At 70.6% G+C, this 12,472-nt stretch carries 12 protein-coding genes and 1 pseudogene; 3 read left to right on the top strand and 10 right to left on the bottom strand.

From position 1 onward, the window contains the following. Positions 1-1,061: SPOR domain-containing protein (locus tag JWQ05_RS07285; protein ID WP_299656817.1), on the bottom strand; the 1,061-nt coding region annotated here is incomplete at its 3' end. Between the two features lie 29 nt (positions 1,062-1,090). After that, complete coding sequence (argS, locus tag JWQ05_RS07280; protein WP_299656814.1) at positions 1,091-2,884, bottom strand: arginine--tRNA ligase; 1,794 nt, start codon at positions 2,882-2,884, stop codon at positions 1,091-1,093. A 369-nt stretch (positions 2,885-3,253) separates the two neighbouring features. Between argS and JWQ05_RS07275 the strand changes: the two genes are divergently transcribed. Together JWQ05_RS07275 and JWQ05_RS07270 are read left to right on the top strand one after the other, a co-directional pair. After that, complete coding sequence (locus JWQ05_RS07275; protein WP_299656811.1) at positions 3,254-3,886, top strand: transglutaminase-like cysteine peptidase; 633 nt, start codon at positions 3,254-3,256, stop codon at positions 3,884-3,886. A gap of 223 nt (positions 3,887-4,109) precedes the next feature. Beyond that, positions 4,110-4,799, top strand: coding sequence for a transglutaminase-like cysteine peptidase (locus JWQ05_RS07270; protein ID WP_299656808.1), 690 nt, complete (start codon positions 4,110-4,112; stop codon positions 4,797-4,799). Between the two features lie 60 nt (positions 4,800-4,859). On the opposite strand, the gene JWQ05_RS07265 is transcribed toward JWQ05_RS07270, so the two are convergent. From JWQ05_RS07265 to JWQ05_RS07230, 8 genes are all read right to left on the bottom strand, one after another. After that, the gene (locus JWQ05_RS07265; RefSeq protein ID WP_299656805.1) at positions 4,860-5,189 is read right to left on the bottom strand and encodes a hypothetical protein; all 330 of its coding nucleotides are present in this window, start codon (positions 5,187-5,189) and stop codon (positions 4,860-4,862) included. Between the two features lie 143 nt (positions 5,190-5,332). Continuing rightward, positions 5,333-5,545: a DUF3126 family protein gene (locus tag JWQ05_RS07260; protein WP_299656802.1), complete on the bottom strand. Its 213-nt coding sequence runs from the start codon at positions 5,543-5,545 to the stop codon at positions 5,333-5,335. Positions 5,546-5,693: 148 nt separating this feature from the next. After that, positions 5,694-6,551 (bottom strand): serine O-acetyltransferase, encoded by an 858-nt coding sequence (cysE, locus tag JWQ05_RS07255; protein ID WP_299656799.1) that lies wholly within the window; start codon positions 6,549-6,551, stop codon positions 5,694-5,696. A gap of 268 nt (positions 6,552-6,819) precedes the next feature. After that, on the bottom strand, positions 6,820-7,773 hold the full coding sequence (locus tag JWQ05_RS07250; RefSeq protein ID WP_299656796.1) for a helix-turn-helix transcriptional regulator: 954 nt from the start codon (positions 7,771-7,773) through the stop codon (positions 6,820-6,822). Between the two features lie 354 nt (positions 7,774-8,127). Continuing rightward, positions 8,128-9,009 (bottom strand): transglycosylase SLT domain-containing protein, encoded by an 882-nt coding sequence (locus JWQ05_RS07245; protein ID WP_299656793.1) that lies wholly within the window; start codon positions 9,007-9,009, stop codon positions 8,128-8,130. A gap of 215 nt (positions 9,010-9,224) precedes the next feature. Next, on the bottom strand, positions 9,225-10,097 hold the full coding sequence (locus JWQ05_RS07240; protein ID WP_299656790.1) for a Cof-type HAD-IIB family hydrolase: 873 nt from the start codon (positions 10,095-10,097) through the stop codon (positions 9,225-9,227). After that, positions 10,094-10,654 carry a gluconokinase gene (locus tag JWQ05_RS07235; RefSeq protein WP_299656787.1) on the bottom strand — a complete coding sequence of 187 codons (561 nt, stop codon included), beginning with the start codon at positions 10,652-10,654 and terminating at the stop codon, positions 10,094-10,096. Before JWQ05_RS07235 ends, JWQ05_RS07240 begins: the two co-directional genes overlap by 4 nt. Before the next feature lie 103 nt (positions 10,655-10,757). Further along, complete coding sequence (locus tag JWQ05_RS07230) at positions 10,758-12,041, bottom strand: alpha/beta hydrolase (protein ID WP_299656784.1); 1,284 nt, start codon at positions 12,039-12,041, stop codon at positions 10,758-10,760. 244 nt (positions 12,042-12,285) lie between these two features. Between JWQ05_RS07230 and JWQ05_RS07225 the strand changes: the two are divergent. Then, positions 12,286-12,472: pseudogene (locus tag JWQ05_RS07225) on the top strand (sugar transporter); the annotation flags it as partial.

Genomic DNA, 12,472 nt, shown 5'->3' with positions numbered 1-12,472 from the left:
GGCTCGGCCGGGGTCGCGGCGGGCGCCTCGGCCACCGGCGTGGTGACGACCGGCGGCGGCAGGCGCGTGGCGCGCTGGCGCAGGGAGGCGACGGCGGGGGCGCCGTCGCTGGCGGCTCCGGGGAGCGTCATGGTGGGGATCACGGAGGCCGGCGTCGCCGTCGCCTCGGCGGTGGCCTCGCGCTGGGGCGGCGGGGGCGGCGTGTCGGGCTTCACCGAGACGGTGCGCACCCGGCGGGGTTCGCCGAGGGACTCGGCGAGGCCGCCCTGCGGGGCCTGCGCCTGGGGGGCCGGCGTGGCACTGCCCGGCGTGGCGCCGCCCTCCCCCGAACCCAGGGCCGCGCGGGCGGCCTGGGCGACGTCGAGGGGCTGCTCCTCGCGGTTGACGATGCGGATCTGGCCGTCCTTGGCGGTGCGGTCGTAGATCTGCTTGTTCTGGTCCGGAATCTCGACGCCGTCGGCCTTCAGCGGCGCGATCTTCAGGGGCGCGGTGTCGGCCATGATGGTCGGCACGCCTGTGCTGCCGCCGGTGCTGCCGTGCAGGCCGCGCCAGGCCAGCGCGCCGGTGACGCAGACCGCGAGGACGCCGAGGCCGGCGCCCACCGAGACGAGGCGGCTGCGCTGGCGCGGCCGCTCCAGGGGGCGGACCCGGGCATCGGAATCATTGGGCGCGAACTCGGCCGCGTTCGCGTCCGGATAGGCCCCGTGCGCATCCTGGTAGGTGCCGTGGTCGACGGAGGCGAGGTACTGGTCGAAGGCGTCGGTTGGCGAGGCGCCCTGGGGCGCCTGCGCCTGAATATGAGGGGCCTGGGCCGGCGGTACCCGCCCGTCGCCGAAGCTCGGCTCGACGCGGCCCCGGGCCGCCTGGGTCGCGTCGACCCGGGCGTCGCGGGCCTGGAGCAGGGCCCGGAAGGGATCGTCCTGCCCGACGATCCGGGCGAGTTCGGCCAGCGGATCGGCCTTCGCGCCCTGCGGTTGTGCGGGCGCCGGGGCTTGTGGCTGCTGCAGATCCCGCGCGAAAGCGTCGAAATCGACTGTCGCTCGCGAAGCGTTCGTCGTCATGGCAGCATCCTCTTCACGCCGAGATCACCTCACCGCATTTCGTCCGGCGCGGTGACGCCCAACACCGCGAGGCCGGAGGCGATCACGCCCCGCAAAGCCTCGACGAGGGCCAATCGAGCCCGTGTGGAGCATCGGTCGTTAGGATTAATAAACCGTAATTGAGGCAAGTCTTTGCCCTTGTTCCACAAACCGTGGAGCGAACTGGCGAGTTCGTAGAGGTAGAACGCCACGCGATGCGGCTCGTGCGCGCCGGCCGCCGCCTCGAGGACCCGGGGATATTGCGCGACGAGGCGCATGATCTCGACCTCGCCGGGATCGACCAGCAGGGCGAGATCGGCCTCCCCGAGCAGGCCGCCTGTCGAGAAATCCTCGTCCGGCATCGCCTGCGCGGCCTGACGGAACACCGAGACGCAGCGCGCATGGGCGTACTGCACGTAGAAGACCGGGTTCTCCTTCGATTGCTCCACCACCTTGGCGAGGTCGAAATCCAGGGTCGCGTCGTTCTTCCGGTACAGCATCATGAAGCGGATCGCGTCGCGCCCGACCTCGTCCACGACCTCGCGCAGGGTGATGAACTCGCCCGCGCGCTTGGACATCTTCACGGGCTCGCCCGCCCGCAGCAGCCGCACCAGCTGGCACAGTTTGACGTCGAGGGTGGCGGCCCCGTCGCTGACCGCCCTGACCGCCGCCTGCATGCGCTTGACGTAGCCACCGTGGTCGGCGCCGAGCACGTCGATGAGGTCGGTGGCTCCGCGCGCGATCTTGTCCCGGTGATAGGCGATGTCGGAGGCGAAGTAGGTGAAGGACCCGTCCGACTTCAGGAGCGGCCGGTCGACGTCGTCGCCGAACTCCACCGTGCGGAACAGGGTCTGCTCGCGGTCCTCCCAATCCTCGGGCAACTGGCCCTTGGGCGGCGGCAGGCGGCCCTCGTAGACGAGGCCTTTCGCGCGAAGCTCGGCCAAAAGGACGGGCACCGCCTGCTTCAGGGTGGCCTCGGAGAAGAACACGTCGTGGTGGATGCCCAGCCGCGCGAGGTCGGCCCGGATCAGGTCCATCATCGCGTCGATGGCGAAGGCCCGCACCACCGGCAGCCAGGCGGCCTCCGGCTGGTCGAGGAGCGCGCGCCCGTGCGCCTCGGCGAGCGCCCGGCCCACCGGCACGAGGTAGTCGCCGGGATAGAGCCCCTCCGGCACCGGGCCGACGGCCTCTCCCAGCGCCTCGCGGTAGCGCAGGTGCGCCGAGCGGGCGAGGACGTCGACCTGCGCGCCCGCGTCGTTGATGTAGTATTCGCGCGTCACGTCGCGCCCGGACGCCACCAGCAGGTTGGCGAGCGCGTCGCCGAACACCGCACCGCGGCCATGGCCCACATGCATCGGACCGGTGGGATTGGCCGAGACATACTCGATGTTGACCTTGCCTTGAGGGGCTTGGCCTTGAGGGGCTTGGCCCTGGGGGGCTTGGCCCCCCGGCATGGCGCCGCGCCCGTAGGCTTCGCCCTGCTGCAGCGCCGCCCGCACGACCGCGTGGAAGATCCCGGGCCGGAGCCGCAGGTTGATGAAGCCGGGCCCGGCGACGCTGGCGTCCATCACGTCCGGGTCCGCGCGCAGGGCCGCCGCCAGGCTTTCTCCCAGGGCCTTCGGGTTGGTCCGCGCCTCCTTGGCCAGCACCAGGGCGGCGTTGGTGGCCAGATCCCCGTGACTCGCGTCGCGGGGCGGCTCCACCACCACGCGGGACAGGTCCAGCCCCTCGGGCAATTGCCCCGACAGGATGAGGCCCTGCACGGCGGCCCGGACGCGGGCCTCGAAGGTGGCGAAGATGTTCATGACGCGAGAAAACTCGATGACGTGAGGAAGCTCATGGCGACGTGCGGATCCGTTTCGGCGCCGCGCCGCGGGGGGGCACCCCCGCCGGGGCCGATCGGCCCGCGCGAGCTCGAGGTCGGGGCATAGCAAGGGCGCTCCCGGGTGTCACGGCGCGCCCGGCGCCTGCTGGCGCCGAAGACCGGCCCAGAGAGGGTTACCGGTCCCTTCGCGGCATCGCGCGATTTGGCGGCATCGCCGAGACCGCGCATTCGGCCTGCCGCGCGACGCCCGGTCCAGGCGCGGCGAATCGATAAAATTGCGCGGATCGGCTTCAGCGCCGGACAGGCTCCGTGGCGGCACGGTGACGGCGTTGGACCTGAGGACGCCGCCATGGGCAGGACGAAGACGATCGCGCTGGCACTCATCGCCGCCCTGGCCGCGCTGACGATGGACGCATCCGCGACCCGGGCCCAGACCCTGGCGGCCCTGCCGCTCCCCTCCCCCTCGGCCCAGTCCCTGAACGAGGCGCGGCCGCTCGCGGCCTGGACCGCCTTCTGCCAGCGCTACGCCGCCGAATGCGCCATCGACCTCAACGAGCCCAACCGCATCACCCTCACCCCGGCCATCTGGGCCACCATCGTCTCCGTCAACCGCCGGGTGAACGCGTCCCTCACCCCCATCTCCGACATGGATCATTGGGGCGTGCCGGACCGCTGGGACCTCGCCGAGGACGGCGCCGGCGATTGCGAGGATTTCCAGCTCCTCAAGCGCCAGCGCCTCGCCGCCGCCGGACTGCCCCGCCGGGCGATGCGCATGACGGTCGTGATCGACGAAAAGGGCGAGGGCCACGCGGTCCTGACCCTGATCACGGATCGCGGCGACTTCGTCCTCGACAACAAGGAGAGCGCGGTCCTGGCCTGGCACCGGACGGGCTACGTCTTCATCAAGCGCGAATCGGCCGACACGGTGGCATGGGTTTCGCTGGGCGGTGTCACCTCCCCGGTCACCACGGCCAATCGCTGAGGGTCGTGGGCGCGATGGGAAGCTGACGGAGGGCAGGTTTTGGCGTGCGCCGACCTGCCCGCTACGACCTGCCCGCTGCACCCGCACGCGACCCCAACATCCTGTTGTCGCAGTGGAACCTTCTCATGCTTTGGAAGGTTAATGAGGGTTTAACTTTCCGATTGAGCCTTGGCCATTCTCGTGCAACCTTCGTCGCCTCACGAGAGACGGCAGGGCGACCGGGATGCGGCACGCGATTCTGCGAAGCGTTGATGGGCTCTCCCCTCGCTGGGGACGCGAGACCCTCTGGCGCCGGCTCGGCCGCACGGTGCAGCTCTCGCTGGTAGGCACGATCCTGTTGCTCGGCGGCGCCACCACCGAGGCGCAGACCGTCGCCGCCCTGCCCGAGGCGTCCAAGGTCGAGGAAGGCTCGCCCGCCAAGCCCGTCGCCGCCTGGACGGCCTTCTGCGCGCGGATGCCGGCCGAGTGCGGCGTCGATGTGAGCGAGCCGTCCCTCGTCGTGATGACGCCGCGCATCCGCGACCTCATCGCCCGGGTCAACCGCCGGGTGAACGCCCGCATCAAGCCGATCACGGATCTCGCCCATTGGGGCGTGGTGGATCGCTGGGACTATCCGGACGACGGCTTCGGCGATTGCGAGGATTACCAGCTCCTCAAGCGCCGGATGCTGGTGGAGCGCGGCCTGCCCCGCCGGGCCCTGCGCATGACGGTGGTGATCGACGAGATCGGCGAAGGCCACGCGGTGCTGATGATCCGCACCGACCGGGGCGACCTCATCCTCGACAACAAGACCAACGCCGTCCTGTCCGCGCCGAGGACCGGCTACACCTTCATCAAGCGCGAAGGCCAGGACGGCCTCGCCTGGGTCACCCTCAATGGCGGCGCCTCGCCGGTGGCCACCGCCAACCGGTGACCGGGACGCGAGACAGGCCGCCCGAAGGAGGTGGTCTTCGTCGTCGGCCGGCCCCGGGCTTCAGACGCCGGCGATGAGATGGGCCAGATCGAGGGCGACGCGGCCCGACATCAGGCTCCAGCCGCAGGCGATCACCGTGGCGATCATCACGAAGGGGATCGGACGCCGCTCCAGGCGCCGGCCACGCACGGTGTTGCGCAGGATGATGAAGGGCGCCCCGAAGGCCAGAATGGGCAGGGCCGCGACCGCCGTGACGCCGCCACGCTCGAGCAGGCTGAAGCTGGCGCGGCGCTCGGTGAAGAGCTCGAATGCGCTGGCGAGCAGGCCCGACAGGGCAAGGCCGACGCAGAGCGTCTGGAGGGATTCGAGGGCCGAGGGGCTGAGGGTCATGACGCGAACGCTCCACCATCGAGAGGCGATGTGGAGCGCACTGTGCCGCGTCGTTTACGAAACGTTAAGGGTTTCCTGCCGTCAGGGTTAAATCCGGGCCCAATCTGCTGTGGGCGTCAGGCGTTCACGACAGGCGAGACCCCTCAATCCTCGAGGTCGATGTCGAGGATCGCCATGGCGAAGTTGAAGGAGCGGTCGCCGTCCTCGTCGTCCACCGAGACCACGCCGAGGAATTCCTCGCCGATGTAGACCTCGGCCGAATCGTCCTTCTTGAGGCGGGGAACGAGGCGGATGTTGGTGTTGGCGAAGGTCCGGCGCAGGTAGTCCTGCACCTTCACGATGTCGGTCTTCGTCACGCTGATCGCCTCTCGGGTTGGATCGGAATTCGGGGCCGCGGGGCTGTGCCGGTCGCGGCCTTCGGACGGGGTTGGCCACCGCTTGCCACGCCGGGGGGGGATGGGCAAGCCGCCTAGACCGATGATGGACCGGCGGCGGGCGCGGTGTTCAGATGCCCTCGGCCATGTGGATGAACTGGTCCATGCCCACGAGCTGGTCCATGGCCCGCGAGGGCTCGGCGCAACCGGCGGTGCCGACGACGCGGGCCGGCACGCCGACCACGGTGGTATTGGCGGGCACCGGGCGCAGCACCACCGAGCCGGCGGCGATGCGGGCGCAGGCCCCCACCTCGATGTTGCCCAGGATCTTGGCCCCGGCCCCGATCATCACGCCGTGCCGGATCTTCGGGTGGCGGTCGCTGCCCTGCTTGCCCGTGCCGCCGAGGGTGACGGCGTGCAGGATCGAGACGTCGTCCTCGACCACCGCCGTGGAGCCGACGACGAGGCCGGTGGCATGGTCGAGGAAGATGCCGCGCCCGATCCGGGCCTGGGGGTGGATGTCGGTCTGGAACACCTCCGACGACCGGCTCTGGAGGTAGAGGGCGAGGTCCCGCCGGCCCTGGCCCCAGTACCAGTGGGCGAGCCGGTGCGCCTGGATGGCGTGGAAGCCCTTGAAGTACAGCACCGGCTCGATCGCCCGGCTGGTGGCGGGGTCGCGGTCGAGCACGGCAGCGATGTCGGCGCGGAAATCCTGGCCGAGGCGCGGCTCCGCGCTCACCGCCTCGTGGAAACCGTGGGCGATGAGTTCGGCCGGCAGCGAGGCGTGCCCGAGGCGCGCCGCGACCCGGTGGGCCACCGCGCCTTCGAGGGAGGTGTGATTGAGGATCGTCGCCACGATGAAGGAGGCGAGCTGCGGTTCCTCGCGGACGATCGCCTCGGCCTCGGCACGCAGCCGGGCCCAGGTCGGATCGCAGACGGCCAGCGGCTCGGTGCCCTTCTGGGGAATGGGGAATGGGCTGGCGGACATCGGGTCCTCCTCTGGACCGGGCTCGTCTGTTGGGCCGCGCCGCATCGCGTTGCACCAACGATCGACGATAGCGAGTTCACGACCGCGAAGAAACGCCTCCGGCGCGCTGGTGACCGGAGATGTTTCGCCTGCGATGACGGGTCACGCCGGAGCGAAGCACCCGCGGGCCGGCCGTGCCGCATCGCAGCGCCGCTCCCTGAGCTTGGGGTGCGCGCCGCGGTCGATCAAGGCCGGATCGGTCTGGACAGGTCCATGCCGGCCGCGTCCGTCAGGCGCTGCGACGATCGCCGAGATTGCCGAAGCGGGCTTCGATCGCCTCGGCCAGGCGGTCGACCATGACGTCGACGGGCACGTCCGAGGTGTCCACCACGGAGGAGGCGCGGGCGTAGAGAGGCTCCCGGCTGGCGAGCACGGCCCGCAATTCCTGCATCGCCGAGGGGTGGTCGCCGGTGGTGGCGAGGTCGCCCTGGTCGCGCACCCGCTGCATGTGCTCCTCGGGCCGGGCCCGCAGCCAGATGGTGAAGAAGGCCTGGAGCAGCAGGTCGTAGGTCAGGGGCTCGGCCACGATGCCGCCGCTCGTGGCGAGGACCAGCGGGCCGGGATGCTCGGTGAGGCGGCGCAGGGCCGCCTGCTCCAGCCGGCGATAGCCTTCCTGGCCGTAGATCGCGAAGATCTCCTTCACCGAGAGCGCGTTCTCGCGCTCGATCTCGGCGTTGAGCTCGACGAAGGTCCAGCCCAGGCGATCAGCGACGCGCCGCCCCAGGGTCGACTTGCCGGCCCCGCGCAGGCCCACCACCGCGACGCGCGGTTGCGGCGTCTCGCTGCCGACGGCGGATTGCCCCGACAGGATACCCTTGGCCAAGGCGATCTGCTCGGGCGACGCGTTGCCCAGGAGGTCACGGATCACGTGCCAGTCCGGCTGGGTGTCCTGCCCGGCGATCATGTCGTCGAGGCGCACGCCCATGGCGTTGGCGACCCGGCGCAGCAGGATGATCGAGACGTTGCCCTGCCCGCTCTCCAATTGCGCGATGTAGCGCTCGGACAGACCGGAGGTCTGCGAGAGGAGCTTGCGAGACAGGCCGCGTACGGTCCGGGCGTGACGAACCCGCCGGCCGAGGTCGGCCAGGAAGGTCGATTCTTGTTCTACCGCGCCGGCCATGCCGTCGTCCGTTTCCTCAGTATGCCCGCTGGGGTTGAGCCCGCGCGCAAGGTGCCGCAACATATGGTGCTTCCAGCGTCATGAACGCTGTGCATCTGGAAGTATCATGCCAGAACGAAACCGTGGGCCCTATCGAAAAACAACCATTTGCACTGGCGTTCGCGAAATCCAGGTCTCGCGCGAAGCTGTGATGCGCGTGCCCAACGGGCCGAACAGCGTCGCTTCGCATTGCACCATGTGAGACGACGGGCGTTCCGGCGCAAGTCGTCCGCGTGCTCCAGAGCGGTGGAAAACCTCAGGTCGCGGTGCAGACGTGATCCGCCGGAACGCGAACGAAGCGGCGCCGTTTCTGTCGACGCGCGCTACCGAACGGGCCGCGCGATGGCCGTCGCGCGCGTTTCGGGGCGCGCCGCGAGCCTATTGGGCGGCCGGCAGGGCCGAGGCTTCGAGGACGGTGCCGGGAGCCGGGGCCTTCTTCGCGACGATTGGCCGCCCGACCGCGGTGAGGGCGAGCGCGGAGGGACGACGCGGCGGCAGTGGCACCTCGACCGATTCGCTGAAGGCCGCCTCGACCTGGGCGCCGGCCTGGGTCATCGCCGGAGCGACGCCGGGATGGGGGCTGATCGCGGCGACCTGTGCGGGGGCCGGCGCGAGGGCGGCCATCTCGGTCGCGGGCAGGCCCGCCAGCGAGGCCGGACGGCGCGGCGGCAGCGGCACCTCCACGCGCTCCGTCGGGACGGCGTTGGCGGTGGGGCTCGGCGCATAGGCGAGCGCGGTGTTGGCGGCGGCGACCGAGGGGCTGGCGGCGCGCGCGAAGGCGCTGCCGAAGGCCTCGCCGGATTTCGGCGTCGCGAGGTCGTCGGGGACGTTGGTCTCGATGCCGAGGCGCTTGGCGGCATAGTAGTAGCCGCGATTGTAGAAGCCGTAGGCGCGGGCGATGTCGCCCTTGGCGGCGCGGTAGGCGCCGGCCAGGTAGGCGATGCCGTAGCGCAGGTTCACCCGGGGATCGTACAGGCCGGCCGCGTCGCCCTGGTAGCCGAGGCCCCGGGCGGTGGCGTGCTTGATCTGCATCAGGCCGAGCGCGCTGCCGCCCTTGGCGTTCGGGTTGTAGTTGCTCTCGCGCTTCACGACCTGGTGGACGAAGCTCGACGGGACGCCGTTGGCCTTGGCCTGCTCCTCGATCAGCGCGTCGATGTTGTCGCGCGCCGCCGGTCCCTGCGCGGCCGCATCGCAGGGCGCGAGAGCCCGGCAGGGCACGGCGACGGCGAGGACGGCGAGGAGCAGGCGGCGCTGGTTCATACGGAGACCCGGATCGTCCTTGTTCTTGGACGGTCAAGGTCCGGTCGAATTGCGGCCGGAAAGCGGCTCGGCGGGGGTGAGCGTGGCCGTTTCCCCGTGTGCTGTGGCGCACATGGCACAGGTGCGTGCGCCGTTTCCGGATTGTATCCGCAGCGATTCTCCAACGTTGCCAAAGGCCTCGCGGACCTGCGAGGTCCGCCTGCCCGGGACCCGCCTCAGCGCCGCAAAATGAATTCGGCGACGGCCTTTGCGAACCCGTCGGCGTCGTTGGCGGCGGTGACGGCCCGCGCGGCGGCCTGCACCGCCGGGGCGGCGTTGCCCATCGCCACCGAGAAGCCGCTGCGCGCGAACATCGGCACGTCGTTGCCGGCGTCCCCGAAGGTGGCGATCCGCGAGCGGTCGATGCCGAGGCGCCGGCTCAAGGCGTCCACGAACCCGGCTTTGCCCGCGCCGGGCGGGGTCACGTCGAGGTAATAGGCCTGCGACCGGTGGACGTCGGCCCGTCCGTGCAGGGCGGAGGCGACAGCGGCCTCGCAGGCTTCGAGATGGGTGGCATCGCTGCCGACGCCCACGATCTTGGCGGCCCGGTCCAGGAGGGGCTCGAGATCCGCGACCACGTTCGGCTCGGTCTGCAGGGTGCGGCGCTCCAGGTCGGTGTAGGGCGCGTGCGGGTCGGTGAGGTTCCAGCGGCCGTCGGCGAAGACCCAGATGTCGAGCCGGGCTTGCGCCAGCTGCCTGGCGGCCTCGCGCGCGGCCTGCGCCGGGATCAGGGTTTCGGACAGGATGGTGAGGTCGGGCGCCACCAGGGTGCTGCCGTTGAAGGCCCCCATGGGCAGGGTGAGGCCGAGTTCCGCCGCCAGGGGCTTGAGGCCGATGGGCGGCCGGCTCGACGCGATGGTGAACCCGATCCCCGCCTCGCCGAGGTCGCGCACCGCCGCGCGGGTCGCGGCCGTCAGCCGCTTGTCGGAGGTCACCAGGGTGCCGTCCACGTCCGAGATCACCAGGGCGATGTCGGCTGGGCTCACGTGCGAGGACGATGTCGTGATGGGGGCGTTCGTCGTGGGGTCGGTCGTCGTGGGGTCGGTCATGCGAGGTCTCGGGGCTGCTGGACGCCCTGTCCCAATCCCAGTTCGGCCGCGATCGTTGCCGCGATGGCGGCCGGGTCGTCGTCGATCCCGACGGTCACCGCGTTTTCCTCCGGTTCGGGGGGCTCCAGGATCGCGAATTGCGTGTCGAGGAGGGCCGCCGGCATGAAGTGTCCCTGCCGCTGCGCGAGGCGGCGTTCGATCAGGGCGCGGTCGCCGTCGAGATAGACGATCCGCACCGCGTCGCGGCCCCTCACTAGGGCATCGCGATAGACGCGCCGCAGCGCGGAGCAGACCACGATTCCGGGCTCGCGCGCCTGCAGGTGCAGGTCGATCCAGGCCCCGATCGCGGCGAGCCAGGGGGCGCGGTCGTCGTCGTCGAGGGGATGCCCGGCCCGCATCTTGGCGACGTGCGCGGGGCTGTGGAAGCTGTCGCCATCGACGAAGGCCCAGCCGAGATGCGCGGCCAGCCGCGCGGCGACGGTGCTCTTGCCGGAGCCCGACACCCCCATCACCACGAGGATCGCAGGCGGCGGTGCCGGTTTCTGGCCTGACGACATCGTGCGCTCCCTCCCTCGCGGACAGGGCCGCCGCAGCGATGGCCCCCGAATCCGCGCCTCAGCAGGCTATTTCTGTCCGCCATGCGGCCCGGAATGTCCCACGTCAGGAGGCCAGGGCGCCGGGGCAGAGCCCGGGCTGCACCGGGTTGAGAACCCGTTCGCGCAGGCGCTGGGGGCCGAGCGTCATCGCGAAGAAGTCGTAATATCCGCGATTGTCGTTGGCCAGGAGGAACTGGAAGTGCATCCGGAAGGGGCGCCAGCGCACCTTCACGTAGGTCTCGGCGCTGATGATCTCGCGGAACCGGGCCGAGCGCACCAGCGGGTTGGCGGGCGGGGCGCCCCGGAGGTCCAGGTCGAGGTCCACGACGGGATTGAAGCCGGGAAAGTTCATCCAGTCCTGCGGCGCCTGGAAGTCGGCCCAGACGAGTCGGCGCGACGCGACCAGCGCCGCGATCTCGCCGCGCAGGCGCCCCGCGCGCGGCTGCATCGCCACCAGCGGCAGCCCGGAGCCGAGGGTGACGAGGGCCAGCGTCGTCGGGCCGGTGCCGAAATCGGGATCGCGGGCGAGCACCCGGGCCGCCACCTCCACCGCCGTCAGGGCACCCGAGGAATGGCCGAGGATCATGATCTCGTCGGGCGGCGCATCGCTCGCCGCCAACGCGGCGGCCTGCGCCAGGACGTGGTCGGTGAAGTGATCGAGGCGGCGCTCGTAATCCGGGCGCCGGCCCTGGCCGTGCTGCCAGTTGAAGACCCAGTCGTTCAGCAGCTGCCAGAAGTAGATGCGGTTGAGGAGCGCCTCCATGGCCTTGATCCAGACGAGGCCGATGACGAGCCCCAGCGGAATCGTGATCCAGAGGGGCCACCCGAGACTGTGCCCGAACGCCGTTCCGAGATGCGCGTGGACGAAGGCCGCGATGGCGAGCGTGCACAGGCCGAGAAGCACGACCATCACCAGCGGGTACAGGATGACGTTCCCGTACTTCCAGTTCAGCCGGTAGAACCGGACCATCAGGCCGGTGGCGATGCTCTGGAGGGTGCCCACCACCAGGAGGAAGACGCTGACGAGGCGCAGGCGCCGGAAGTCGTCCCGCACGAGATCGTCCCACAGCAGGACGTCGTAGCTGGTCTCGGCGCCCTCGGTTTCGGCTTGTGCCGAGACCCGCCAGCTCTGCACGGTCCCGTCGGCGTTCATGATCGCGCGGGAGATGCTGCGCTTGGGCTCGCCGAAGCGCTTCGCGTAACGCGTCAGTTCCCGCACGAACAGCATCCGGTATCGGCTGCTGCTCTCCGGGTCGTAACCTGGGACATAGAAGATGTGCCGCCGCTTGACCGGGCCGGCGGCGGCGTCCGCCAGGCCGGGCGGTGTATAGTCGAGCGACAATGTCATGGAATCGGGGACGCCGGAAAATCAGGTCTCGGAACACATCAGATCTGAGCCCGACGAGAACGCATATCATCGTCATCCGTTCAAGGGCGTCCGAAAATCGATATTCGTCCGTGGGGAAGGTGGGTAACGGGGATGGTTTCCCGGTTGCGGCCGCTCCCCGGGGGACTGTGACCCCGCCGCCACGGACATGGCTCCGGCGATGGTCTAGGCAGCCCATGAGAGAAACCGACAGGCGAACCTCTGCATGCGCGCACTCCCCCTGGCCCTCAGCACCGCTCTGGCGGTGTCGGGCTGTTCGTCGATGCTGCCGGCTGCCGGCCCGACCACGGGGGCCGTGATCGACGGGGCCGACATCTCGACCAGCGAGGGCACCTTCGCCCGCTACGAGATCGTCGACCTGTCCGCCGCCACCGTCGAGGCCCTGCGCGGGC

The organism is Methylobacterium sp. (assembly GCF_028290105.1).
Classification (GTDB): Bacteria; Pseudomonadota; Alphaproteobacteria; order Rhizobiales; family Beijerinckiaceae; genus Methylobacterium.
Note: the sequence above shows the minus strand (reverse complement) of the source record. Positions and strands in the feature narration are given on the sequence as shown.